This is a genomic window from Streptomyces sp. NPDC059224 (assembly GCF_042754285.1).
Lineage (GTDB): Bacteria > Actinomycetota > Actinomycetes > Streptomycetales > Streptomycetaceae > Streptomyces.
Window position 1 is genome coordinate 62,191 of the sequence record NZ_JBHZAN010000003.1, and the last position, 23,743, is coordinate 85,933.

At 72.3% G+C, this 23,743-nt stretch carries 22 protein-coding genes and 2 pseudogenes; 12 read left to right on the forward strand and 12 right to left on the reverse strand.

The window, feature by feature from the left end; genetic code table 11:
• Positions 1-82: 82 nt before the first annotated feature.
• Positions 83-1,540 carry an NCS1 family nucleobase:cation symporter-1 gene (locus ACFXI4_RS04145; protein WP_362722800.1) on the forward strand — a complete coding sequence of 486 codons (1,458 nt, stop codon included), beginning with the start codon at positions 83-85 and terminating at the stop codon, positions 1,538-1,540.
• Between the two features lie 5 nt (positions 1,541-1,545).
• Complete coding sequence (locus ACFXI4_RS04150; protein WP_384988314.1) at positions 1,546-2,277, forward strand: aspartate/glutamate racemase family protein; 732 nt, start codon at positions 1,546-1,548, stop codon at positions 2,275-2,277.
• Here the strand turns inward: ACFXI4_RS04150 and ACFXI4_RS04155 are convergent.
• The gene (locus tag ACFXI4_RS04155) at positions 2,259-2,717 is read right to left on the reverse strand and encodes a GNAT family N-acetyltransferase (protein ID WP_384988004.1); all 459 of its coding nucleotides are present in this window, start codon (positions 2,715-2,717) and stop codon (positions 2,259-2,261) included. The two genes, ACFXI4_RS04150 and ACFXI4_RS04155, sit on opposite strands and share 19 nt — an antisense overlap.
• Positions 2,718-3,024: 307 nt before the next feature.
• Here ACFXI4_RS04155 and ACFXI4_RS04160 point away from each other — a divergent pair.
• Positions 3,025-3,751 (forward strand): annotated as a pseudogene (locus tag ACFXI4_RS04160) (hypothetical protein).
• 606 nt (positions 3,752-4,357) lie between these two features.
• Complete coding sequence (locus tag ACFXI4_RS04165; RefSeq protein WP_384988315.1) at positions 4,358-6,328, forward strand: FUSC family protein; 1,971 nt, start codon at positions 4,358-4,360, stop codon at positions 6,326-6,328.
• Here ACFXI4_RS04165 and ACFXI4_RS04170 read toward each other — a convergent pair.
• Positions 6,265-7,296 (reverse strand): annotated as a pseudogene (locus tag ACFXI4_RS04170) (endonuclease/exonuclease/phosphatase family protein); the annotation flags it as partial. The gene ACFXI4_RS04165 and the pseudogene ACFXI4_RS04170 sit on opposite strands and share 64 nt — an antisense overlap.
• Positions 7,297-7,407: 111 nt before the next feature.
• On the opposite strand from ACFXI4_RS04170, the gene ACFXI4_RS04175 reads away from it, so the two are divergent.
• Positions 7,408-8,052 (forward strand): DUF899 domain-containing protein, encoded by a 645-nt coding sequence (locus ACFXI4_RS04175; protein WP_384988006.1) that lies wholly within the window; start codon positions 7,408-7,410, stop codon positions 8,050-8,052.
• 154 nt (positions 8,053-8,206) lie between these two features.
• A complete protein-coding gene (locus ACFXI4_RS04180; RefSeq protein ID WP_362721692.1) occupies positions 8,207-8,386 on the forward strand; it encodes a hypothetical protein in 180 nt (59 codons plus the stop codon).
• A gap of 137 nt (positions 8,387-8,523) precedes the next feature.
• Here ACFXI4_RS04180 and ACFXI4_RS04185 read toward each other — a convergent pair whose 3' ends face one another.
• The 3 genes from ACFXI4_RS04185 to ACFXI4_RS04195 form a co-directional block, all read right to left on the reverse strand.
• On the reverse strand, positions 8,524-10,392 hold the full coding sequence (locus ACFXI4_RS04185) for an ABC transporter ATP-binding protein (RefSeq protein ID WP_362721701.1): 1,869 nt from the start codon (positions 10,390-10,392) through the stop codon (positions 8,524-8,526).
• A 440-nt stretch (positions 10,393-10,832) separates the two neighbouring features.
• A complete protein-coding gene (locus ACFXI4_RS04190; protein ID WP_384988008.1) occupies positions 10,833-11,267 on the reverse strand; it encodes a hypothetical protein in 435 nt (144 codons plus the stop codon).
• Complete coding sequence (locus ACFXI4_RS04195; RefSeq protein WP_384988010.1) at positions 11,264-11,962, reverse strand: ATP-binding protein; 699 nt, start codon at positions 11,960-11,962, stop codon at positions 11,264-11,266. The genes ACFXI4_RS04190 and ACFXI4_RS04195 overlap by 4 nt, the downstream gene beginning before the upstream one ends.
• A 378-nt stretch (positions 11,963-12,340) precedes the next feature.
• Here ACFXI4_RS04195 and ACFXI4_RS04200 point away from each other — a divergent pair, with 378 nt between their 5' ends.
• The 3 genes from ACFXI4_RS04200 to ACFXI4_RS04210 all read left to right on the forward strand — a co-directional run bounded on the left by ACFXI4_RS04200 (position 12,341) and on the right by ACFXI4_RS04210 (position 14,344).
• On the forward strand, positions 12,341-13,201 hold the full coding sequence (locus ACFXI4_RS04200) for a helix-turn-helix transcriptional regulator (RefSeq protein ID WP_384988012.1): 861 nt from the start codon (positions 12,341-12,343) through the stop codon (positions 13,199-13,201).
• A complete protein-coding gene (locus tag ACFXI4_RS04205; protein WP_362726559.1) occupies positions 13,202-13,477 on the forward strand; it encodes a DUF397 domain-containing protein in 276 nt (91 codons plus the stop codon).
• Positions 13,478-13,561: 84 nt separating this feature from the next.
• Positions 13,562-14,344, forward strand: a complete 783-nt coding sequence (locus ACFXI4_RS04210) for an SAM-dependent methyltransferase (RefSeq protein WP_384988014.1) — start codon at positions 13,562-13,564, stop codon at positions 14,342-14,344.
• 171 nt (positions 14,345-14,515) lie between these two features.
• Here ACFXI4_RS04210 and ACFXI4_RS04215 read toward each other — a convergent pair whose 3' ends face one another.
• From ACFXI4_RS04215 to ACFXI4_RS04225, 3 genes are all read right to left on the reverse strand, one after another.
• Complete coding sequence (locus ACFXI4_RS04215) at positions 14,516-16,003, reverse strand: glutamate synthase subunit beta (RefSeq protein WP_384988016.1); 1,488 nt, start codon at positions 16,001-16,003, stop codon at positions 14,516-14,518.
• Positions 16,004-16,256: 253 nt separating this feature from the next.
• On the reverse strand, positions 16,257-16,736 hold the full coding sequence (locus ACFXI4_RS04220; RefSeq protein ID WP_384988316.1) for a DUF1772 domain-containing protein: 480 nt from the start codon (positions 16,734-16,736) through the stop codon (positions 16,257-16,259).
• Positions 16,737-16,884: 148 nt separating this feature from the next.
• Entirely contained in the window at positions 16,885-17,586 is a 702-nt protein-coding gene (locus ACFXI4_RS04225; protein WP_384988018.1) for a DUF2293 domain-containing protein, read from the reverse strand.
• Positions 17,587-17,745: 159 nt separating this feature from the next.
• Between ACFXI4_RS04225 and ACFXI4_RS04230 the strand changes: the two genes are divergently transcribed.
• Entirely contained in the window at positions 17,746-18,378 is a 633-nt protein-coding gene (locus tag ACFXI4_RS04230; RefSeq protein WP_384988020.1) for a uridine kinase, read from the forward strand.
• A gap of 137 nt (positions 18,379-18,515) precedes the next feature.
• On the opposite strand, the gene ACFXI4_RS04235 is transcribed toward ACFXI4_RS04230, so the two are convergent.
• The gene (locus tag ACFXI4_RS04235) at positions 18,516-19,643 is read right to left on the reverse strand and encodes a magnesium and cobalt transport protein CorA (RefSeq protein ID WP_384988022.1); all 1,128 of its coding nucleotides are present in this window, start codon (positions 19,641-19,643) and stop codon (positions 18,516-18,518) included.
• Positions 19,644-19,932: 289 nt separating this feature from the next.
• On the opposite strand from ACFXI4_RS04235, the gene ACFXI4_RS04240 reads away from it, so the two are divergent.
• Positions 19,933-20,727, forward strand: coding sequence for a methyltransferase domain-containing protein (locus ACFXI4_RS04240; protein WP_384988024.1), 795 nt, complete (start codon positions 19,933-19,935; stop codon positions 20,725-20,727).
• Positions 20,728-20,789: 62 nt separating this feature from the next.
• Here ACFXI4_RS04240 and ACFXI4_RS04245 read toward each other — a convergent pair whose 3' ends face one another.
• Together ACFXI4_RS04245 and ACFXI4_RS04250 are read right to left on the reverse strand one after the other, a co-directional pair.
• Complete coding sequence (locus ACFXI4_RS04245; RefSeq protein ID WP_384988026.1) at positions 20,790-21,704, reverse strand: carbohydrate kinase family protein; 915 nt, start codon at positions 21,702-21,704, stop codon at positions 20,790-20,792.
• Positions 21,701-22,609 carry a pseudouridine-5'-phosphate glycosidase gene (locus ACFXI4_RS04250; RefSeq protein ID WP_384988028.1) on the reverse strand — a complete coding sequence of 303 codons (909 nt, stop codon included), beginning with the start codon at positions 22,607-22,609 and terminating at the stop codon, positions 21,701-21,703. Before ACFXI4_RS04250 ends, ACFXI4_RS04245 begins: the two co-directional genes overlap by 4 nt.
• 99 nt (positions 22,610-22,708) lie before the next feature.
• Between ACFXI4_RS04250 and ACFXI4_RS04255 the strand changes: the two genes are divergently transcribed.
• Complete coding sequence (locus tag ACFXI4_RS04255) at positions 22,709-23,119, forward strand: VOC family protein (RefSeq protein WP_384988030.1); 411 nt, start codon at positions 22,709-22,711, stop codon at positions 23,117-23,119.
• Positions 23,120-23,141: 22 nt separating this feature from the next.
• Here ACFXI4_RS04255 and ACFXI4_RS04260 read toward each other — a convergent pair whose 3' ends face one another.
• Complete coding sequence (locus tag ACFXI4_RS04260; RefSeq protein ID WP_384988032.1) at positions 23,142-23,696, reverse strand: methylated-DNA--[protein]-cysteine S-methyltransferase; 555 nt, start codon at positions 23,694-23,696, stop codon at positions 23,142-23,144.
• Positions 23,697-23,743 lie beyond the last annotated feature (47 nt).

Genomic DNA, 23,743 nt, shown 5'->3' on the forward strand with positions numbered 1-23,743 from the left:
TTTGGTATACCAAACGCGCACCATTCGGCAATCACCCTCCGCCCCTCCCTGTCCCCGCAGCCCCGTAGTTCCTGGAGGCCCCGTGTCCCTGGCCGACCGCGCCGAAGCCACCGGCGCACCCGCGTTCGTCCCCGACCCCCGGCTCACCAACGAAGACCTCGCCCCCGCCGAGAAGCGGAACTGGAAGGTCTTCGACCTCTTCGCCATGTGGATGTCCGACGTCCACAACCTCGGCAACTACACCTTCGCCGCCGGCCTCCTGGTCCTCGGCATGAACGTCTGGCAGGTCTTCACCTCCCTCCTCGCCGGCTTCGTGCTCATCTACGTCGGCATGAACCGGATGGGCAGGATCGGACAGCGCCACGGCGTGCCGTTCCCGGTGGTCAGCCGGATCAGCTTCGGCGTCTGGGGCGCCAACGTCCCGGCACTCATCCGGGCCGTGATCGCCATCATGTGGTACGGCATCCAGACCTATCTGGCGTCCGTCGCCGTCAACGTGATGCTGCTGGCGGCCTGGCCCGGCCTGGAGTCCTGGACCCACCACTCCTTCCTGGGCCTGGACGCGCTCGGCTGGACCTCCTTCGTCTCCCTCTGGCTGATCCAGGCGGCGATCATCAGCCGGGGCATGGAGACGATCCGCAGGTTCCAGGACTTCTGCGGCCCCGCGATCTGGCTGGTGATGATCGCGCTCGCCCTCTGGATCCTGGCCCGGGCCCACTGGAGCATCTCGCTCACCTCCACCCCGCACCCGGTCTCGGCCGGCGAGCAGTGGCGGCAGTGGTTCGGTGCGATCGGGCTGATCCTGGCCACCTACGGCACGCTGATGCTCAACTTCTGCGACTTCTCGCGCTTCGCACCCGACTACCGCACCGTCCGCCGCGGCAACTTCTGGGGCCTGCCCATCAACTCCACGGCGTTCGTGGTCGTCTCCGTGATCGTCACGGCGGGCTCGCTGGAGGTCTTCGGCGAGGCCATCACCGACCCCGCCGAACTGGTCGCCAAGGTCGGCAACACCTGGGTCCTGGTGGTGGCCGCGCTGACCTTCGCGGTCGCCACCATGGGCGTCAACATCGTCGCCAACTTCGTCTCACCGGCGTACGACCTGGCCAACGTCTGGCCGCAGAAGATCAGCTTCAGGGCCGGCGGCATGATCAGCACGGTCGCCGCGCTGGTCGTCACCCCCTGGAACCTCTTCTCCAACCCCACCGTCGTCAACTACTTCCTGGGCGGCCTCGGCGCCTTCCTGGGCCCGCTGTTCGGCGTGATCATGGTCGACTACTACTGGGTCAAGCGCGGCGCAGTGGACGTCGAGAAGCTCTTCGACGCGGCGCCGGGAGCGCCGTACCACTACCGCAAGGGCGTCAACCCCAAGGCCCTGTGGGCGTTCCTGCCGTCGGCGGCGGTCGCGGCGGTGCTCGCGCTCGTGAAGACGTTCAGCGAGGTGGCGCCGTACTCCTGGTTCATCGGCACGGCGCTGGCCGCCGGGCTGTACGCGGCGCTCTGCCGCACCGAGCGGGCCGTCGCCACGCGGGAGGTATGACGGCCGTGCGGATCGTCGTCACCAACTGCAACACCACGCAGGAGATGACCGAGGAGATCGTACGAGGTGCCCGGGCCGCCGCAGGCCCGGGCACCACCGTGACCGGCCTGACCCCCGACTGGGGACCCGAGTCGGCGGAGGGCTGGCTGGACAGCTACCTGTCGGCGGCGGCGGTCCTCGACGCACTGCGGACCTACGCCGGTCCGCCGTACGACGCGGTGGTCATGGCCGGTTTCGGAGAGCACGGGCGGGAAGGCGCCCGTGAGTTGCTGGACGTCCCCGTCGTCGACATCACCGAGGCGGCGGCCCACCTGGCCTGCCTGCTGGGCCGCCGCTACGGCGTCGTCACCACCCTGGACCGGTCGCGCGGGCAGATCGAGGACAGCCTGGAGAACGCCGGGGTGGCCCGCAACTGCGTCGCCGTCGCCGGCACCGGACTCGGCGTCCTCGACCTCGCCGGTGACCCCGGGCGCACCGAGGCCGCGTTCCTCGCGGCGGCCGAACGCGCCCGGGACGCCGGCGCCGAGGTCCTGGTCCTCGGCTGCGCCGGGATGACGGGACTGCAGCGCGCGATGGGGGAGAAGCTCGGGCTCCCGGTGGTCGACGGCGTCGGCGCGGCGGTGAAACTGGCGGAGTCACTGGTGACGCTCGGGCTCACGACCAGCCGGGCGGGCAGCTACGCGAAGCCGTTGCCGAAGAGGCGGGCGTGGGGCGGCCCTCAGGGGCGCCAGACATAGCGCACGTCCGGCTCCCGTTCCTCGTTCCCGCTGCCGTCCGTGTGCTCGACGGCGACGAAGCCGTGCCGCTCGTAGAACCGATGCGCCGGTTTGTTGACCTCGAACGTCCAGAGCGTGAGCCCCCGCGGGGAGCGCTCCTTGGCCAGCGCGACGAACCGGTCGCCGAGGCCGCGCCCCCGCCACCGGGGGTCGAGGTACAACTGGGACAGCACACCCTCGTCGAGCACCATCACGCCCACCACGCGGCCGTCCGCCTGCGCGAGCCAGGTCTCCCGCTCCGGCACCACCACGTCCCTGAAGTACGCCCGCACCTCGTCGTCGGAGCGCGGCCGGACGACGGTGGGCAGGGCGGCGGAGAACGAGCGCAGCCAGACATCGGCGACGCCGGCGGCATCCCCTTCCAGCGCCCGCCGGACCACGGCCTCGTCAGCCGCGCTCACGCACCCGCCCCCTCGACGACGGAGGCGTGCGAACAGCGGGGCGGCGGAAGGAGGACAGGGGTGGTGACACGACGGATCACGGCAGCTCCTCGGGCAGACGACCGGCGGTGTACCGATCATCCGGACACGGGCCCGTGATCGCACCCGGATTTCCGTTCGGCAGGGAGACCACCGGCCGCGGGGTCCGCCGGATTCCCGCACCTCCCATGTCCTGTCGACGGCATTCCTGCGGGATCGCGGACGGAATCCATTCGCCGCTCGAAAATCCGTTGGAGACAGCCGAGTTGACGTTGCTACCGTCCCTCACGTGGCGAAACTCAATCAGATCATCGCGGTCGAGAAGGGCATCAAAGGCTCAGCAGGACCTGACGGCAGCTCATCACGGGCTGCAGAAGCCCGCTTTGCTGGCCGGAATCTCGCGGACGTATCAGCCGAAGGACGAGGAGGGTGAGCAGCTGCCGCCCGAGTCCACGCGGGTTCAGGTCAAGGCCGAGGACGTGCTGCGGGAGACCTCGGCCACGCTGACGCGGCTCTTCGACGTGACCGCCACCAAGGACTGGGCCAACTGCGCGGCCAGGGCCGACGTGAAGGTGGACGGGCGGGTGCTCGTCGCCGCCGTACCCGTGGCCTACCTGCTGTTCCTGGAGAAGCAGCTCGTCGATCTCAACACCTTCGTGCGGAAGCTGCCCGTGCTCGACGCCTCCGAGTCGTGGGTGCAGGATCCCTCCACCGACGCCTGGAAGACCGAGCCGGTGCGGACCCTGCGGACCAAGAAGGTGCCCCGCAACCACGTGAAGGCCGAGGCGACCGAGAAACACCCGGCGCAGGTCGAGGTGTACTACGAGGACGTTCCGGTGGGGTACTGGACCACCGTGAAGTTCTCGGGTGCTCTGCCCGCCCGGCGGATCAACGAACTCCTCGACCGGGTCGAGAAGTTGCAGCAGGCCGTCAAATTCGCCCGCGAGGAGGCGAACGGCACCGACGTCGTCGACCAGCGGGTCGGTGACGCCGTGTTCGGCTATCTCTTCGGATAGCCGTTCCAGACTCCCCGGCCCTTCGCGGCCGGGGTGCGCGAGGAGCGCAAAGCTGAAGCTGAGCCTTGTCGTGACGAGCGGTCGTACCCCCACAGAACACGGGGCGGACCGCGTTGAATCTCAGACTCTCGCTCCAGACTCGGCATTCGCCGCCGATCGCCGGATCGACCGGGCCCGGGCCCCAGCACGTCGAAATGCAGGTTCAAGTCCTGCCCGCGCAGCTCGATGCGTGGTGGTCCAAAGGAAGGACGCGGCGACCTCACGACTGACCCGGGTTCTCAAGTGGACCGGCGTGTGACGATGGGCGGCTCTCCAGGGCCCGGGGGCAGGCTACGCTCCCGGGCCCGTTCCCGTTCACCGTGAAATTGCGTTCATAAAGAACACGGCTCTTCGCCCCACTTGTCACACCTGCGAAATACAGACGGACCTTTCCGTACGGGAACACGGCCTACGGTGGGAACACCGAAGCCGACAGCCCGGCCACCGTCGTCCGAAGGCACACCCCGCCCGCGCCCGGACAGGAGCCCCGTGTCCCCTCCCGCCGCCCTGCCGCCCTGGCTCGCCCACGCCCTGCGCGCTCAGCGCGGGCCCGTCCCGTGGACCGCCGTGACCAGAGGCGCGATGGCCGCCGGACCGCTGCTGCTCACCGCGATCGTCCTCCACCACACCTGTCTCGGGGTGGTCGCCGCCATCGCCGCGATGCTCGCCGGGATCAACGACCGGCCGGGCAGCCGTCGGGCCGCCGTACGCCGGCTCGGGGTGCCCGCGGCCGCCGGGGGCGTCGGGCTGCTGGCCGGGACGTACGGCGGCGAACACCTCACCGCCGTCCCCCTGACCCTGCTGCTCACCGGGCTCGGACTGGTCGCCGGCGGGGCGAGCGCCGTCGGGCCGGTCGCCTCCGCGGCCGGGACGCAGCTACTGGTCGCCGCCGCCATCGGCGCCGGGATGCCGGTCGCCGAACCGGGCGGGCAGCGGGCCCTCGCCTTCCTCGCCGGCGCCGGCTGGCTGCTGGTGCTGCGGCTCGCCCTGCCCACCCCCGGCGCCCTCGCCGGCGACTACCGCTTCGACGGGGAACGCGACGCCGTCGCCGCCGTGTACGACGCCGTCGCCGACCTCCTCGACGCCGTCGGCGGCGAGGCCGCCCTCGGCCGGCGCAAGGCGCTGAGCACCGCACTCGACCAGGCCCAGGACGCGCTCACCGGGCCCCGGCTGCGGCGGTACGCCACTTCCGCCGCCGAGCGCCGGCTGTACGCGCAGTACGCGGCCGCGCTGCCCCTCGCCGAGGCGGCCACCGCCCTCGCCTGGGCGGACCGGCGGACGTCCGAGCGGGCCGCCGAGGGGCCCCGGCGGCTCGCCGCGGCGGTCCGGGGCAACGCCGCCACCGGGCCACTGCCCGCGCCGTCCCGGTCGGTACCCGCCCTGCGCGCCCTGGACGACGCCCTGCTGCGCGCCGCCGAGTCCTTCGACCGGGCCGAGACCGAGGGCGCGGGGCAGCGGCCACCCGCCCGGCGGCGCGGCCCGAAGGAGATCCTGCGGGCCGCGTTCGGCAGCGGCGGCCGGGAGTACGGGCTGCGGGTCGCCCTCTGCTTCGGGGCCAGCGCCGCCATCGCCCAGGCCCTGCACCAGGCCCGCTGGTACGGCGAGCACCAGCACTGGTACTGGCTGCCCGCCACCGCCGTCTTCCTCGTCAAGCCCGACCTCGGACCGCTCGCCTCCCGGGTGCTGTGCCGGGCCGCCGGCACCGTCCTCGGCGCCCTCGTCTTCGCGGGCCTCGCCGCCGTACTGCCCCGGCCCGAGGGACTCGTCGCGCTGGTCGCCGTCTGCGGAGCGGTCCTCCCGGTGGCCACCCGGCACTTCGCCGCCCAGACCGCCGCCGCCACCGTCCTGGTGCTCGCCCTGGTCATGGCCGGCGGCGAACCGCAGGCATCCCTCAGCCGCATCGGCGAGACCCTGCTGGCCTGCGCGATCGTGCTGATCGTGGGCCATCTGCCGATGGCCGGGAAACGGGGCGGCGGGGTACGGGCCCGGCTCGCGGCGGCCGGGCGGGCCGCGCACGCCTACCTCGACCACGTCCTGAGCGAGTCCGCCGACCGCGGCGAACGCCCGGCCCTGCGCCGCGAGGCCTACCGCACCCTCGCCGAGGCCCGCACCGCCATCACCCTCGCCGCCGCCGAACTCCCCGCCCTCGCCCGGCGCACCGAGGGCACCGACGCGGTGGCTGCCGTACTCGAAGGGCTCGTGGACACGACCACCGCGTGCGCCGTGCACCTCGACGAGACCGGACGCCTCACCCCCCGGCAGGCCCGGCGACTCGACGACCTGGCGGCCGAGCTGGAGCGCGACGGACAGAAGCTCGGACTCACGGTGCTGCGGATGCCGGCCGCGGCCCGGCGGCACGGGCGACCCCGGCCATGCCGTACGCCTCAGTCCTCGAACCGCGCCCACACCGGTGCGTGGTCCGACCCCGGTACTCCGCGGCGCTCCGCCGGGTCCTCGCCCACCGACGGCAGGTCCGGCGGCGCGGTGGCGCCCGGCAGGCCGGTGCCCGCCGCCGCCAGACGGTGGACCAGGTGGTGACTGACGAGGATGTGGTCGATCAGCTCGCGGCGGCCGGAGTCCACACGGGAGTAGCGCTGCCCGGCCGGAATCCGCGGGGCCGTGTCCCACAGCCGTAAGGCGTCGCCCCGGTCGGCGCGGTCGTAGCCGGTGGTGCCGATCTCCGAGCCGGGCGGGCCGAGCAGGATCTGGGTGGTGGCCGCCTGCACCTCGTCGTTGAGGTCCCCGAGCACCGTCACGTCCCTGGACCTGCCCTGCCCGTCCAGCAGTTCGTCCGCCAGCGCCCGCAGGGCCGCCGCCTCCGCGGCCCGCCGGAAGAGGGCGTACGCGCCGTAACGCGCCCGTTCGCCCTCGTCGCGCGGGGAGAAACGGTCGCCGGGGTAGCTGAGGAGCTTGGACTTGAGATGGGCCACCGCCGCCGTCAGCGGACCGGCCGGGGTCTGCACGGTCACGGCCAGGAAGCCGCGCCCGGTCCCGGTGACGGTGGTCCCCGAGTCGTCGGTCTGCACCGGGTCCAGCTGGGCCGGGAGAGCCGCGGTGTCGGAGACCACGGTCAGCTCGGTGCGGGCCAGGAAGCCGACCCGGATTCCCCGGCCGTCGGCGTGCGCGGAGAGAGCGACGTGCCAGTTCGCACCGAGCAGTTCGGCCAGATCCGCCAGGGCACCGGGGTCGCCGACCTCCTGGACTCCGAGCAGGGCCGGGTCCAGCGCGCCGATCACGGAGGCGAGGGCGGCGAGCTTGGCCTCGTACGCGGACTTGTCCTTGGGGCCGAAGGGGCTACCGGGTCGGTAGAGGTTCTCGAGGTTCCAGGTGCCGAGGAGCATGCCCGGCTCCTTCCAGGAGGTGGTGCCGCCAGCGTGCTCGCCCCCGCCGGTGCACGACAGAGCCGGGACAGGATGTGCGGTCCGGCTCACCCGGCGCGAGGACGCTGCCCTACGTCGAGACGGTGAGCGCCGCTCGCCGCCGGCCGCCGCCCAGGGCCGGCGCATCAGGGGCTACGGCACCTGACGGTGACGCCGGAAAAAATCTCCGGCCGCGCCGATGAGTTCTCCGCCTCCCGGCGGTCACCACCCGGAACCGACCGTCGTACAGGAGGGCCCATGTCGCTTCCGGAGATCGTCTCGCGTGAGCGGTGGCGTGCCGCGCGCGAGGAGTTGCTGCTCAAGGAAGAGGCGCTCACGCGCGCGCGGGACGTGCTCAACGCCGAGCGGCGCCGGCTCCCGATGGTCGAGGTGGACCCCGAGTACGTGTTCGAGGGCGGCGACGGCAAGGCCACCCTGCTCGACCTCTTCGAAGGACGGGCGCAACTGATCGTGTACCACTTCATGTTCGCGCCGGAGTGGGAGGCAGGCTGTCCCAACTGCTCCGCGTTCCTGGACCAGATCGGCCATCTCGCCCATCTGCGGGCGCGCGGTACCTCGTTCGCGGCGGTGTCCCGGGCGCCGTTCACCAGGATCCTGCCGTTCAAGGCGCGGATGGGCTGGACGCTGCCCTGGTACTCCTCCTGCCACAGCGACTTCAACCGCGACTTCGGGGCGACCCTCGTGGTCGACGACGAACCGGTCGAACGGCCCGGCATCAGCTGCTTCCTGAGGGAGCGCGACCGGGTCTTCCACACCTACTCCGCCCACGACCGCGGTCTCGACGGACTCGGCTCGACCAATTCCCTGCTCGACCTGACGGCGTTCGGCCGGGCGTCCGGGGGCAGCGGCCCGGTGCGCTGTCACGACGAGTACGAGGACTGACACAAGCGGTCACGGAAGTGGCCGAAAGTCAACGGACCCTCACCCTCCGCGCCGGTGACGTGTCGGCTGTGTCTCAGTACCGTCACCGGGCGAGCCATTCGTGTTCTCCAGAGCGTTAACTCCAACAAGTACGACGCACTTCTGGAGGTGCAGGATGGTGAACGGGCGAACCGTGCTCGAACGCTTTCCCGCAGGCGGACCGCGCGGATCATGGCCGGCGGAGGAGTTCGCGCATGCGCGGCGACTCGAGGGCATGCCCGCGGAGGTCGTGATGGACCTGGCCACGGACACGTTCCTGGTCATCGTCCGCGGCGGAGACGGAGCCCAGGGCTAGGCGAGGTTGGGCGAGGGCTCATCGGGGGCCGGCCGAGCCGGTCGGCGACGGGGATGGGGACCGGCCCGGAACGGGGGCGGGGCCGGTCCGGGGGCGGGGACCGGTTCGGGGCGGGGCCGGTCTGGGACCGGCCGGGGCTAACTCACCTTCCGGGCGGGCACCTTGGTCGTGAACTGGTCCGCCTGGAGCGCGTACAGCTCCGCGTAGACACCGCCGTTGGCCAGGAGTTCGTCGGGGGTCCCGGACTCCACGACCCGGCCCTGGTCGAGGACGTGCACCAGATCGGCATGGCGGACCGACGCCAGACGGTGCGTGATCAGCACGACGGTCTGCCCGCTGCCCGCCAGCGCGCGGATCTTCTCGAAGACCTCCAGCTCGGCCCGGGCGTCCAGGGCGGCCGTCGGCTCGTCCACGATCAGGATGCGACCGCGCCGGTAGGCGGCCCGTGCGATGCCGAGCCGCTGCCACTGGCCTCCGGACAGCTCGTGACCGCCGCTGAAGTTGCGGGCCAGCAGGGTTTCCAGACCGTGCGGCAGGTCCTCGACCACCTCCTCGGCGCCCGCCTCCGAGACCGACCTGGCCAGCCGCTCCTCGGTGAGCGGCGCCGACGAGCGGCCGACGGCCACGTTGACCTTGGCGGTGAAGGGCCACCGCTTGAAGTCCTGGGCCACCATCGCGATGCGCTCGGCGAGCCGGTGCCGGTCGGCCCGCGCCGCGTCGACCCCGTCCCACAGGATCCGGCCCCGGTCCGGCTGGTACAGCCCGGCCAGCAGCTTGACCAGGGTGGTCTTGCCGGAGCCGTTCTCGCCGACCAGGGCGATGATCCGGCCGAGCGGGAGTGTGAGGGAGACGTCGTCCAGGGCGGGACGGGTCGCGTCACCGGGGTAGCTGAACGTGACCTTCTCGAAGCGGATCTCCCGCGGATCCTCCGGGAGCGTGTCGCCACCGGTCGGGATGGCCCGCTCGGCGGCCTCGACGTACAGCCGCTCCAGGTCGCCCACGAACAGCGCCTCCTCGTGCAGCGTGTTGACCTCCAGCACCAGGGTGTTGAGGCTGGCCGAGCCGGTACGGATCGCGATCACGGCCGTACCGGCCACCGACAGGGCCATCGCCCCGCTCAGCAGCAGCGCGCCCAGCGTCGCGTACGTGGCGACCGTCGCCAGACCGGTCCAGGCCGCCGCGATCAGGCCGGTGCGGGCGGCGAGCCGGGCCAGCCGGGCCTGCTCCGCCTCCGCCGTCTCCGACATCGCCCGGAAGTGCCGCAGCAGGAACGGTCCGACCCCGTGCACCCTGATCTCCGGCGCCGCCTCCGGTTCGGTGAGCAGGGAGCTGATCAGATGACCGGCGCGGGCGTGCTGCACCCAGGTGTGGAACGACTCGTAGCGGCGCCGGGCGTTGGTCAGGGCGCCCCACGCGCTCGGGACCGTCATCGTGACCAGTAGCGGCAGCAGGGCCGGATGCAGCACCGTCAGCACACCGGCCGCGGCGATCAGCGAGATCATCGCGTTCACCACCCGCGTGCCGTACATGATCATGCGGCGGGCGGAGGAGGCGCCGTACTGTGCGGTGTCCAGCAGCTTGTGGAAGGCGTGGTCCTCGATCGCGGCGAGCTCGACGGCCGCCGCGCGCTCCAGGTACATCTCGGTCGCCACCCGCTCGACCTTGGGCTCCAGGCGGCCTGTGGCGTAGGTGGACGCGGCGCGCAGCAGGGCGGCCAGGAACATCACGGCGGCCATGACCACCAGGGCCGGGGCGGCACCGCGCAGCCGTTCCTCGATGGTGCCGGCGCCGGCGCCGATCAGCCGCCCCAGCACGCTGTTGACGGCCAGCAGACTCACGGCCTGGGTCACGCCGATGACCAACTGGGCGGCCAGCACCACGCGCGCGGCGCCTGCGTCGGCCTGGCGTGCCAGCCGCAGGCTCGACATGAGCATGCCGGGAAGGCGGGTCAGCATCGCGCGGAGGTCAAGTTCCAGGAAGGCGTCCCGGTGCTGGTTCCACCCCATGTCGTAGCGGAGCGGCCCCCCGAACAACAGCTCCTCCGACTCCGACACCTCGGACGCCGCCGTGTCCCGCCTCTTCGTCACCGAGTTCCTCCCCCAGGGCCGTGGACGAACGGCCACTATCGCGGCCACGGCGGCCCCCGGGCAGAGCGTGCGACGGGGCTCACGGGGCACGGGGGAGTGCGCCGGGGTGGTGCGGGGTGCGGGGCGAGGAGGTGAGGCGGTGAGGACGGGGTGGGCCGCGGGAGAGGACGGGAGGCCGGTCCGGCCGACCGGAGAAGACCTGGTCCGAAGCCCTCGCCGGGCCTCGGAACGGGCGGGTCGGTACTACGCCGGCGTCCAGTCGGCGTCGGAACGGGCGGGTCGGTACTACGCCGGCGTACGGCGGCCCTCGGAACGGGCGAGTGCCTCCCGCGCCGCCGCCGGCCGGAACCGCGTGGCGGTCACGCGCTCAGGGGGCGTGACCACTCCGGTGTCGTCCCGGTCACCCGGCACAGGGCGAGGTAGAGCGGTATCGGCGGGGTGTACGGCACCGTGCCCTCGGGACGGTGGATCAGCCGGGCGGCGCCGACGAGCGGGGCTCCCGCGCTGTAGTGGGCCGGGGCGGGCCAGCTGAGGGCGTAGTCGGAGTCGGACGGGACGATCCACCACCAGCGCGTGCCGTCGGCGTACACGCAGCCCACTCGTGGCAACCGGGGTACCACCAGCGGCCCGAGACGTGCCGGTACCGCCACGGCGTCGCAGCCCAGCGGCGTCGTCATGCCCTCCGGCACCAGGAGTCGCCGGTCACCGCCCGGGGCGGCCGCCGGCCGGCCGCGCTGCAGCCTGACCAGGGTGTCCAGGCCCAGCGGCCGGCCCGAACCGGGGGCGCCGCTCATGCCTGCCTCCGCCCGGGCACCGGGCGCAGCGCCGCCTCCGACTGCCCCTCTTCCCCGGAACCGGGCGAGGGACGGTGGACCGGGCTGTGCGCGGGCCCGTGCGAGGGGTCGCGCGTGGTTCCGCGGGACGAGCCACGCGACGGGCCCGGCTCGGGGCGAGCGCCCCACCCCAGGTCGTTGCGCGCCCCGGCGGTGTCCTGGGCGGCATCGGCCCGGCGCGACAGCTCCGCCCAGACCAGCAGCCCGGAACCGTGCTCCTGAGCCCCCCAGGCCTGGCACAGCGCCTCGACGAGGAGCAACCCCCTCCCGTGCTCCTCCTCCGGACGCTGTGGGGACGGGTGGGGCTCATCCGGTGCACAGCCCTCGTCCTGCACGGCTATGCGCACCGTGTCGTCGTGGTCGCGCAGTTCGCACACGACCCGACTGCTCGCGGTGTGCACGATCGCGTTGGTGACCAACTCGGATATGACGAGCACGGCGGTGTCGCAGGTGTCCTCGCAGACCGACCAGCCGGTCAGCCGGGCACGCACCAGGTGTCTCGCCTGGGCGGGGGAACCCGGATGAGCGGCCAGCTCGAACCGGAACCGGCGCTCGGCACCGCCCCCACCAGGGGCGACAACCGCGGCAGCGCCGAGACCGAGACGGTCCGCGGCGGCGTCTGCCCCTAAGGGCGGGGACGGAATCACGCTTGCCACTATCGCCCCGCCGTGAACACTTGGCAAGAGTCACTCTGAAAAATGCAGAGTGCTGTGTGACGCGGTCGGACGCCGTGGCACACTGCTCGCAACAGCATGTCGAGCGGCGCCAGTTGGGATGAGTGAGGATCCGACGGACCGATCCGGCCAGTGCGGTCGATGCGACTCAACCGGAAGTTTCCGGCCATTACGGTCAATTCGGTCACCCTGCTCGGTCCGGTCGCCCCGTCGGATCCTCGAATGAGTCTTCGAATGGCGCCGCTGGGCTGTCAGCATGCCGCTGGCACCTGCAGCCGGGTGACACCTGTATGTGGCGGCGGTCATACCGCCGGTGAACACAAGTGACGGTCCGGCCAGGGAACTTCGTGGAGGTGGAGCGTGAGCGAGCCGCGGTCCGCGCCGACCGTGGGCCAGGTGGTCCTCGGCCGGCGCCTCCTTGACCTGCGTGAACGCGCCGGGCTCAAGCGTGAGGAGGCTGCCCGTGTGCTCCGCGTGGCGCCCGCCACGGTCCGCCGTATGGAGATGGCCGAGGTCGCCCTCAAGATCCCGTACCTCCAACTGCTCCTGAAGGCCTACGGGGTGACCGACGACGAAGCCGAGATCTTCGTCCTGCTCGCCGAGGAGGCCAACCAGCCCGGCTGGTGGCAGCGGTTCCACGACATCCTGCCGGGCTGGTTCTCCATGTACGTCAGCCTGGAGGGCGCGGCGAGCCTGATCCGCTCCTACGAGCCGCACTTCGTGCCCGGGCTGCTGCAGACCGAGGGCTACGCGCGCGGGGTGCTCAAGTCGGGAGCCGTCGGCCAGACCCAGCCGGAGGAGATCGAGCGCCATGTCGCCCTGCGCATGCAACGCCAGGATCTGCTCACCCGCGATGACGCCCCACGTTTCTGGGCCGTGATGGACGAGACCGCCCTGCGCCGCCCGGTCGGGGGTCCGGAGGTGATGCGCGCGCAGATCGACCGGCTGCTAGAGGTCACGAAGCTGCCCAATGTGACGCTCCAGGTCGCCCCGTTCGCCGACGGGCCGCACCCGGGGACGTACGGGCCCTTCGTGCTGTTCCGATTCGCCATGCCCGAACTCCCGGACATGGTCTACAGCGAGTACCTGACCGGCGCCGTCTACCTGGACGCCCGCACCGAGGTGGCGACCCACCTCGAGGTCATGGACCGCATGGCGGCGCAGGCCGCTACGGCACAACGCACGAAGGAGATCCTCCGGGATCTCCGCAAGGAGCTGTGAATGGATCGCATCAAGCCCCAGTCCGGGCCACGGAACCGCACCGACCGGATCTACAACGGCATGCCCGCACGGGAACTGGGCAGTGAGGGCTGGCACAAGCCGTGGAGCGGCGGCAACGGCGGCAACTGTCTGGAGGCGATGAAGCTGGCCGACGGCCGGATCGCCGTCCGCCAGTCGACCGACCCCGACGGACCGGCGCTGATCTACACCACGGACGAGATGACGGCCTTCATCGAGGGCGCCAAAGCGGGGGAGGCCGACTTCCTGCTCACCTGACACTGTTTAATTTTTCTTGTTCAACTTCCTTTGTAATGGTGCTGAATTGATCATCGACCGTGTCGAACGCCTGCGGAGCGCCTCGTGATCGACACCAGCAGGCCCCATCCCGCGCGGATGTACGACTGGTACCTCGGCGGCAAGGACAACTACCCCGTCGACGAGGACATGGGCCAGCAGATGCTGGCCCTCGACCCCCGGGTGCCGGTGATGGCCCGGGTCAACCGCGCCTTCATGCACCGCGCCACCCGGTGGCTGGCCGAGCGGGGCGTACGGCAGTTCCTGGACATCGGCACGGGCATCCCGACCGAGCCCAACCTGCACCAGGTCGCCCAGGGCGTCGCGCCCGACGCCCGGGTCGTCTACTGCGACAACGACCCGATCGTGCTGGTCCACGCGGCCGCCCTGCTGCGCGGCACGCCCGAGGGCGCCACGGAGTACCTCCAGGCCGACGTCCGCGACCCGGCGGCGATCGTCGCCGGCGCGCGCGAGATCCTGGACCTCGACCGCCCGGTCGCGCTGTCGCTCGTCGCCCTGCTCCACTTCGTCCCCGACGCCGACGGCGCGCACGAGCTGGTCGGCAGCCTGCTCGCCGAACTGCCCTCCGGCAGCTACCTGACCATGACCCACGCCACCGCCGACTTCACCCCTCAGGAGTCGGCGGCGGCCACCGCGAAACTCAAGGCGGCCGGAGTCACCCTGGCGTTGCGCTCCCGTGGGGAGTTCGGCCGCTTCTTCGACGGCCTGGACCTGGCCGATCCCGGCGTCTCGGTGGTCCACCACTGGCATCCGGAACTGGGCGAGCCGGTGCCGGGGCAGGACGACGGCGTGATCCCGGGATACGCGGCGGTGGGACGCAAGCCGTGAAGGCCCCTGCGCCGAACCCCGGGCCACCACCGGATAGGCCGGCGCTCAGCCTGCAGGAGGGCCCGCGCAGGCCGGCCCGCCCGTCGCGGACGGGCAGACGTATGACGCCCGGACCCGGCCCAGCCGGGCCGGGAACCCGGCCGCTCTACGGCTCCCCCCGCACCCTCGTCCCTATACAGTCATCGGCCGGTCGTAGGGCGATATCGGCGACGGGAGCTGCGAACTCCCCGTCAGATAGCGGTCGACCGCCGCCGCCACCGCCCGCCCCTCCGCGATCGCCCAGACGATGAGCGACTGCCCGCGCGCCGCGTCCCCGGCGGCGAACACACCGGGCACGTTGGTGGTGAACTCCGCGTCCCGGGCGATCGTCCCGCGCGGCTCCGTCACCACGCCCAACTGGTCGACCAGCCCGTCCTCCAGATCGGGCCCCGAGAAGCCGAGGGCGAGCAGCACCATGTCGGCGGGCAGCGTCCGGCCGGTGCCCTCCAACGGCCGCCGCGCCGCGTCCACCTCCGTCAGGTGCAGTGACCGCACATGCCCGTTCCCGTCGCCGCTGAACCGCAGCGTCGACGCCGCGAACAACCGCGCGTCCGCGTGCGCGTCGGGCGCCGTCTCCAGGTCCCGCGCCTCCTCGTGCGCCGCCGACAGCCGGTAGATCTTCGGATACGTCGGCCACGGCTCGACGTCCTCGTCCCGCTCCGCCCCCGGCTGCGCGTAGATGTCCAGCTGGGTCACCGACGCGGCCCGCTCCCGCACCGCCGTCCCCAGACAGTCCGCCCCCGTGTCACCGCCGCCCACGATCACCACGTGCCTGCCGGCCGCCGACAACGGTGACCGCTCCAGATCGCCCTCGCCCACCCTGTTGGACAGCGGCAGGTACTCCATCGCCTGATGTATCCCGTCCAGCTCCCGGCCCGGCACCGTGAGTTCCCGCCACGCCGTCGCTCCGGTCGCGATCACCACCGCGTCGTACCGCATCCGCAGCTCCGTCGCCCCGATGTCCCGGCCCACCGTCACCGACGTACGGAACTTCGTCCCCTCGGACCGCATCTGCCCCAGCCGCCGCTCCAGATGGTGTTTCTCCATCTTGAACGCGGGGATCCCGTACCGCATCAGTCCGCCCAGCCGGTCGTCCTTCTCGTACACGGCGACGGTGTGCCCGGCCCGGGTCAGCTGCTGCGCCGCCGCCAGGCCGGTCGGGCCGGACCCGATCACCGCCACGGTCCGCCCGGACAGCCGGTCCGGTGGGCGCGGCGAGGCGAAACCCTCCGCCCACGCCCGGTCGCCGATGGCACACTCGACGTTCTTGATCGTGACCGCCGGCTGGTTGATGGCCAGCACGCACCCCGCCTCGCACGGCGCCGGACACAGCCGCCCCGTGAACTCGGGGAAGTTGTTCGTCGCGTGCAACCGGTCGGCCGCCGCCCGCCAGTCCTCCCGCGACACCAGGTCGTTCCACTCGGGGATCAGGTTGCCCAGCGGACACGCGTCGTGGCAGAACGGCACCCCGCAGTCCATGCAGCGGTCCGCCTGCTTGCTGATGATGGGCAGCAGCGCCCCCGGGACGTACACCTCGTCCCAGTCCCGGACCCGCTCCTCGACCGGTCGCCGCGGCCACTCCTCCCGCGGCGTGGTCATGAAACCCTTGGGATCGGCCATGGTCGACTTCCTCGTGTGCGATTGCCCGGGTCATGCGTCATCGGGCGGCACTCTTTCGGCCACGATACGTCCGCTCGGTTGCGCCCGCAGAGTGGCTGACAGTGCCTTCTGCCAGGGCCTCCTCAGCCGCCGGGCGGCAAAGATCCAGCCGAGTGCCGGCGGACGGTCAGCCGAGTGCCGGCAGGGACCCGGCGGGGGCCAGGCGCGACCCCGCCGGGTGGGCGGCGGGCGCCGGAGTCCCCCCGAGCCTCTCTCAGGACAGGGCCAGCACATATATGACCGACGCGGCGGCCGACGCGAGGGTGCGGACATGGTTCCACCGGGTCCACTCGCGCACGTACGCCGGCCAGTAGGAGGCGGCCTCCGGGGTGCCCGGCTCCAGCGCGGCCAGCGCCTCGTTCCGGGGCACGTTCGCCACCAGGGTCAGCCCGAACGAACCCGAAAGATACAGCGCACTGCCCAGCAGCAGCTCCGTCTTCCTCTCGTCCGGCCACACCACGAACGTCACCACCGCGATCATCGCGCACAGCACCGCCGCCCCCGCGAACACCAGCATGAAGGCGGTGGTGACCGCGGCCCGGTTGATCGCGTGCATCGCGGCCACCCCCTGTGCCGGCGGCAACGCCGACAGTCCGCGCATCACAAAGGTCGAGAACCCGCAGAACACCCCCGCCACCAGCCCGGTCCCCAGCACTCCCAGCAGGACCAGTACGTAATACGGTCCGTCGATCACTTCCACCACGCCCGCTCTCGTCGCTCGCCCCGGACACCGCCGCCATTCGATTCCACGCCATGCCTCCCCTTCCGGCTGCCTGCCCTGCCTGCCCGCCTCCCGCGCCGGGCCATGTGCGGCCCGGCTGTTCCGTCCGTCTCCGCCGACGTCACCCGGTCAGGCGTATCTCCACCCCGGCCTCCCATTCCCGCAGCACCGCCTCGACCGTCCTCGCGATCCGCCGCCGCGCCTCGTACCGCGGCACCCCGCCCATCAGCAGCTGGTCGTACGGCGTGTCCCCATGCCGTACGCCCGCCACCACCGCCGAGACCACCGCCCCCTCAGTGAGCGCCCGCCCGTCCGCCGTCCGCCCCACCCGCCCGCTGCCCCGCACCGACGCGTGCGCCGCGATCGCCCGAGCCCGCTCCACCGGACATCCCGGGAAAAGACGCAGGATCTCCGCCGCGAAGGCCTCCGTGAACCGCACGTCCTGCGTCGCCCGGCGCTTCGCGTCCCGCGCCCGGCGCCGCCGCCGCGCCTCGGCATCGGCCAGACACCGTGCCTCGGCCCGGGCCAGTGCGGCTTCCTCGACGAGGACGCCCTGCCGTTCGTACCGGCTTCTGCGCCGGTTGAACCGCACCACCACCGCCGACAGCGCGCTCTCCTCCCGCGACCGCCTGGTCAGCGCGGTGTCGCCACGCGGCAGGAACACCAGATGCGCGAGATCGGTACACACCAGACACCGCGGCGCTCCGGCCTCCAGCACCAGCATCGACAACGGCCCTCGCCGGCAGGCCGCACACCGCTTGTGCCTGAGAGGCTGGACCACCAGAAGTCCACCGTGATGAGGGGGAGTTGCCAGGCGTGTCATATGCGGTTCTTTCCCCGTCCTGGCATGGGATCTCACGTCCGCGAGGCGGCGGACGCACGGCGGGCGGTCAGGCCGGGGCGCCGGGCATCCCTGCGAACCTCACCTGGGTGCCCCGCCCCCGGCGCCTCCGCCGACCTGACCGGGCGGCATCATGGCCCCGTGCGACTCGAAGCGATCACCTGGGACCGGCTCGCCGACCGCCTCGCCGAGCGGCTGGCCGGGCTGAAGCCCGCAGACGGGAGTGCCTGGCCGCGCGTCGCCCTGGACGGAGCCCCGGCGGCCCTGCCCGGGGACCTCGCGGAGCGCGTCGCGGAGGCGTTGCGCCTACGGGGCCTGCCGTCGCTCGTCGTGGGCACCGAGGGTTTCCTGCGCCCCGCCTCACTGCGTCTGGAACACGGCCACCGCGACGCCGAGTCCTACTACGGCGGCTGGTTCGACACCAACGCCCTGTGGCGGGAGGTCTTCGGCCCCCTCGACCCCGGCGGCACCGGACGCGTCCTGCCCGACCTGTGGGACCCGGCGACCGACCGGGCCACCCGCAGCCCCTACATCCAACTCCCGCCCGGTGGGCTGCTGTTGCTGTGCGGCCCGCTGCTGCTGCGGCACTGGTTCCCGTTCGACCTGACCGTTCACCTCCTGCTGTCCCCCGGCGCCCTTCGCCGTCGTACCCCCGAGTCCGAGCACTGGACCCTTCCCGCCTTCGAGCGCTACGAAGCCGAGAGCGACCCCGCCGGCGTGGCGGACGTGCTGGTCCGCGCCGACGACCCGCGGCATCCGGCGTGGAACGGCTGAGCATCCCGCGCCGGCCCTGGTGGTCCGCGCCGGCCCCCGGTGGTCCGCGCTGAACGGCCGGTCCGCGCTGAGCGGCCGGTCCGCGCTGAGCGGCCGTTCGGCGGGGCCGTGGTCCTCGGCGCCGCCGAGGCTGATGCTCAGAGCCAGCCGTTGCGCCGGAAGCCCCGGTACAACACCAGACAGGCAAGGGATATGACGCCGATGACGAGCGGATAGCCGAACCGCCAGTGCAACTCCGGCATGTGATCGAAGTTCATGCCGTACACCCCGCACACCATCGTCGGCACGGCGATCACCGCGGCCCAGGCCGTGATCTTCCGCATGTCCTCGTTCTGGGCGACCGTCACCTGTGCCAGATGCGCCTGAAGAATGGAGTTGAGCAGTTCGTCGAAGGACGCGATCTGCTCCTTGGCCCGCATCAGATGGTCGAGCACGTCCCGGAAGTAGGCCTGTATCTCGGGGGCGATCACCCGTATCGGGCGCGTCGTCAGCTCCTCCATGGGCCTGCTCAGCGGCACCACCGCCCGCTTCAGCTCGAGGAGTTCACGCTTCATCTGGTAGATCCGCCCCGGGTCGGCCCGCGCGCCGTCCTCCGCGAACACGTCGGCCTCGACCTGGTCGATGTCCGCCTGCACCGCGTCCGTGACGTTCAGATAGTCGTCGACCACATGGTCAGCGATCGCGTGCAGCACCGCCGCCGGACCCTTGGCCAGCTGGCTGGGTGCCGACTCCAGTTCCTCGCGCAGCGGCCCCAGCGAGCCATGGCGGCCGTGCCGCACCGTGATCACGAAGTCCGCACCGACGAACACCATGATCTCGCCGGTGTTCACCACTTCACTGGTCGCGGTCAGCTTCTCGTGCTCGACGTAGCAGACCGTCTTGAAGACCGCGAACAGCGTCTCGCCGTACCGCTCCACCTTGGGGCGCTGATGGGCCTCGACCGCGTCCTCCACGGCCAGCGGATGCAGGTCGAACAATTCGGCGATGCCCGCGAACTCGCTGTCCGTCGGCTCGTGCAGCCCCAGCCAGACGAACCCCTCGCCCTTCCTCCGTACGCGTTCCACCGCCGAGTAGAGATCGCCGCATTCGGGGACCCGTTTCCCGTCCTCGTACGTCACGCAGTTGACGACAGAGGAGCCCAGCGGGGACCGCGCGTGATGGTTCAGGTCGACGCGGGGCCGCCGCCGGGCCAGCCGCGCCACCTTGCCCAGGCCGCCGGCCCTGCCCAGCCCCGTGACCTTCCGCAGATTCCCTGCCATCGTCATCCGGATCTCCTTGCATGGGTCCCCTCGCGCAACGCTCTCGCGCCCTGCCGGGCAAGTCTGCCAGCCCGGTGTGAAACACGGGTAAGGGTGGGGGAGTGACGGGTTCCGGTTGGTTCCCGCCTGTGGACAACCAGGCTCCCGAGGGCTGTTCCCGCCGGTCGGCCACAGGTTCCCCACGCCCGGCGGCCGTATCCCCCCCGCACCGGAGCGTCGAGCGCACCGGCAGTCGTCCACCGCACCATCGGGCGTCGACCGTCCCGACAACCCGGGCAACTGGAATCATCGCTCCATGACACAAGCCGACGGATACCTCCTCGACAACCGCCAGAGCGAGGCCCGGCAGCGCTTCGACGCCTTCGCCGCGCTCTTCGACCCCACCACCTTCCGGCACCTCGAGGCACTGGGTATCGGAGCGGGCCGGCGGTGCTGGGAGGTCGGGGCCGGCGGCACCTCCGTGGTGTCCTGGCTGGCGGGCCAGGTCGGACCGGCGGGCCAGGTCGTCGCCACCGACATCGACACCTCGCTGCTCGCCACGGTTGCCCACGCACCGGTCGAGGTCCGCACCCACGACGTCGGCACTGAGGAGCCGCCGGGGGAGGACTTCGATCTGGTGCACGCCCGGCTGGTGCTGGTCCATGTCCCGGACCGGGAACATGCGTTGCGCTCCATGATCAAGGCACTGCGCCCCGGCGGACGATTGCTGATCGAGGACGCCGACCCCGCTCTCCAGCCCCTGACCTGCCCCTACGAGTACGGACCCGAGCAGCGGCTCGCCAACCGCCTGCGCCAGGGCTTCCGCAAGCTCCTCGCCGAACGCGGCGCCGACCTGTCGTACGGGCGCAAACTCCCGCGGCTGCTCCGCGAGGCCGGACTGCACCAGGTGGCGGCCGAGGCCTACTTCCCCATCGCCTCGCCGGCCTGCACCGCCCTGGAGTCCGCGACGGTCCGCCAGATCCGCGGCCGGCTCGTCAGCGCGGGTCTGGCCACCGACGAGGAGATCGACCAGCACCTCGCCAACGTGGCGGCGGGCACCATGGACCTCGCCACCGCCCCGATGATCTCGGCGTGGGGCGTCAGGAAGTAGACCCGCCGGAAGGGGCCCGCCGGGCAGGGCGCCGGTCCGCCGCCTTCGGCCGCGGTGCCGTGTCAGCCATGGACGGGCGGTCTGGCGCCCACGCGTTCCACCGCCAGTGCGCCCGCCCGGCAGCCCCGCTCCGCCGCCCGCCGGGGATCCGCACCGGCGACCAGCGCGGCGAGGAACGCCCCGGTGAAGGCGTCACCGGCGCCCGTGGTGTCCCGGGGCGTCGCCGGTTCGGCCGGGACCCGCGCCAGGATGTCGCCCGCCCGGGCGACCAGCGCGCCGTCCGCCCCCGCCTTGGCCACCACCAGCGGCACCCGGCGGCTCAACTCCACCGCCGCCTCGGCCGGATCGGACAGCCCCGTCAGCAGACAGGCCTCGTCCCGGCTCGGCAACAGGACGTCCACCCCCTCGACGAGCGCCAGGAAGCTCTCCACGCCCATCGCGACGAGGAACCCCGCCGACGCAGGATCCAGGCTCACCGGCACGCCACGCGCGCGGGCCGACGCCAGCGCCACCGCCGCCAGTGCCCGGCTCGGCTCCGAGAACAGCAGGTAACCCGACAGATGCAGCCGGGCCACCCCGTCGAGCAGCGCGTCCGACCAGTCGGCGGGCTCCAGTCGCAGCGACGCCCCGCTGTCCGTGAGAAAAGTGCGCTCGGCCGAGTGGCCGTTGTCGACCAGGCAGATGACCGTCCCCGTCGCGGCCTCGGGATCCACCACGAGGCGTGGTCGCACCCCCGCCGCGACCAGTTCCCGCCGGTGCCACTCGGCGGCGTCCACGCCGACCCGCCCCAGCAGCCGCACCTCCGCACAGCCCGAACGGGCGGCCCAGCAGGCCACGTTCGCACCCGCCCCGCCGGGCACGGTCCGGATCACGGCCACCGTGTCCGTACCGGTCGCGAGCGGCCCCCGGTGCCGGGCGACGACATCCGTGACGACGTCCCCGACGACCAGCAGGGCGCCCTCTTCGGCAGTCGTCACCGCCTGGTCCACGCCGACGCGATCCGTGCCGCCAGCCGTACGTTGCCGCGCACGGCCGCCAGGTTGGCCTCCAGCGAGGCGCCGTCCGTGTGCCTGACCAGATAGTCGAGCAGGAAAGGCGTGACCCCCTGACCGGTGACCCCCTCCCCGTCGCACGCGCGCAGCGCGTCGGCGAGCACCCGCGCGTGCAGTGCGGGATCGAGCTGCTCCGCCTCGGGAACCGGGTTCGCGACGATGAGCGCCGTGTCCGCCGCCTCCAGGGCGTCCTGCGCCCGCATGACCTCGGCGACCTGCGCCGGGGTCTGCAGCGTCCAGTCGACCGGGTGCCCGGAGTCGGACAGGTAGAAGCCGGGGAAACGGTCCGTGCCGTAGCCGGCCACCGCCACCCCCAGGGTCTCCAGACGCTGCAGGGTCGCCGGCACGTCGAGGATCGACTTCACGCCCGCGCACACCACGGTGATCCTGGTGCGTGCCAGCAGACCCAGATCGGCGGACTCGTCCTGGGTCACCGTCCACTGCCGGTGGACCCCGCCGAGACCGCCCGTCGCGAACACCCGGATGCCGGCCAGCGCCGCCAGCTGTGCCGTCGCCGACACGGTGGTCGCCCCGCTCACCCCTGCCGCCACGGCGAGCGGCAGGTCGCGGTGGCCCAGCTTGCGGATCCCGCCCTCATTGGCGACCCGCTCCAGCTGGTCCTTGGCCAGACCGACTCGGGGCCGCCCGTCCAGCACCGCGATGGTCGCGGGTACCGCACCCTCGCGTCGTACCGCCTCCTCCAGTTCCAGCGCCACCTGAAGATTGCGCGGGCGGGGCAGCCCATGCGCGATGATCGTGGACTCCAGGGCCACCACTGCCCGGCCCGCGCCGAGCGCCTCCCGGACCTCATCCGACACCATCAGCACCACGCGCCTGCCTCCTGTCCGTCGGTCTTCCCTCATCCCTGGCGGGCGGCACACCCGGATAAACGCTTGCGGGCTGTGCGTGACGCCACCAGCCTCAGACGCATGACGCATCACACGGCACGCCTGGACCATGTCGTCCTCTGGGCCGCCGATCCGGCCGCCGCGGCCGGCTTCTACGAGCGGACGCTCGGCCTGGAGCCGCTGAGGCCGGCCGAGTTCACCGCGGGAGAGGCGCCCTTCCCCTCGGTACGTGTCAACGAGGAGACGATCCTCGACCTTGCGCCGCACACCCTCGCCGACCGCATGCCGGCACACCCCGGCTCGGCCGGCCAGCCGGTGAACCACATCTGTCTGTCCCTGCCGTTCGACGCGCTGCGCGCCCGCCTGGCCGAACACACGGTCCCCATGACCGGCATCGGCCACGACTTCTTCGGTGCCTGGGGCAAGGCCCCGCGCAACTTCTACTTCCGCGATCCGGACGGCAATGTCGTCGAGGTGCGGCACTACGCCTGAGCGCCCCTTGCGCCGGGGCGCCTCAGAACAGCGGCTCGGGCAGGACGCCCTCCAGGGCGAGCAGCTTCCGCTTGGTTTCCAGGCCGCCGCCGAACCCGCCGATGCCGCCGTCGCTCTCCACCACCCGGTGACACGGCACGACCACCGGCAGCGGATTGGCGCCCATCGCCGCGCCCACCGCCTGCGCCGCGCCGGGCTGTCCGACCCGCCCGGCCAGGTCGCCATATCCGACCACGCTGCCGTAGGGCACGCCGGCGGCCAGTTCACGCAGCACCTGACGGTTGAAGCCGGAGATCAGCGACCAGTCCAGCGGCAGCTCGAAGTCCTGCCGCTCGCCCGCGAAGTACGCCCGCAGCTGACGTATCGCCTCCACCAGCACCGGCGCCCCCGCGTCCTCGACGGGCTCGGCGCCCAGCCGGGCCGCCAGCCGCTCCAGAGTCCGCTCCCGCACCGCGTCCGTGGCGTGGAACACCACGGTGACCAGGCCCTCACGGGTCGCCGCCAGCAGCAGCGGACCGATGTCGGTGCCCACGACGGCCCACACCACCCGCTGCCCGTACTGCCCTTCGCTGTCCATGCGACCCACCGTACGACCCGCCACTGACAACCCGGTCCGCCCGTTCC

Bases quoted from the DNA above. Each gene is read 5' to 3' on its own strand.
- ACFXI4_RS04235 (WP_384988022.1), bottom strand. From the start codon at position 19,643: ATGACGATGGCAGGGAATCTGCGGAAGGTCACGGGGCTGGGCAGGGCC.
- ACFXI4_RS04240 (WP_384988024.1), top strand. From the start codon at position 19,933: ATGACACAAGCCGACGGATACCTCCTCGACAACCGCCAGAGCGAGGCC.
- ACFXI4_RS04185 (WP_362721701.1), bottom strand. From the start codon at position 10,392: ATGGGGTGGAACCAGCACCGGGACGCCTTCCTGGAACTTGACCTCCGC.
- ACFXI4_RS04215 (WP_384988016.1), bottom strand. From the start codon at position 16,003: ATGGCCGATCCCAAGGGTTTCATGACCACGCCGCGGGAGGAGTGGCCG.
- ACFXI4_RS04225 (WP_384988018.1), bottom strand. From the start codon at position 17,586: ATGACACGCCTGGCAACTCCCCCTCATCACGGTGGACTTCTGGTGGTC.
- ACFXI4_RS04180 (WP_362721692.1), top strand. From the start codon at position 8,207: ATGGTGAACGGGCGAACCGTGCTCGAACGCTTTCCCGCAGGCGGACCG.
- ACFXI4_RS04260 (WP_384988032.1), bottom strand. From the start codon at position 23,696: ATGGACAGCGAAGGGCAGTACGGGCAGCGGGTGGTGTGGGCCGTCGTG.
- ACFXI4_RS04190 (WP_384988008.1), bottom strand. From the start codon at position 11,267: ATGAGCGGCGCCCCCGGTTCGGGCCGGCCGCTGGGCCTGGACACCCTG.
- ACFXI4_RS04255 (WP_384988030.1), top strand. From the start codon at position 22,709: ATGACGCATCACACGGCACGCCTGGACCATGTCGTCCTCTGGGCCGCC.
- ACFXI4_RS04205 (WP_362726559.1), top strand. From the start codon at position 13,202: ATGGATCGCATCAAGCCCCAGTCCGGGCCACGGAACCGCACCGACCGG.
- ACFXI4_RS04175 (WP_384988006.1), top strand. From the start codon at position 7,408: ATGTCGCTTCCGGAGATCGTCTCGCGTGAGCGGTGGCGTGCCGCGCGC.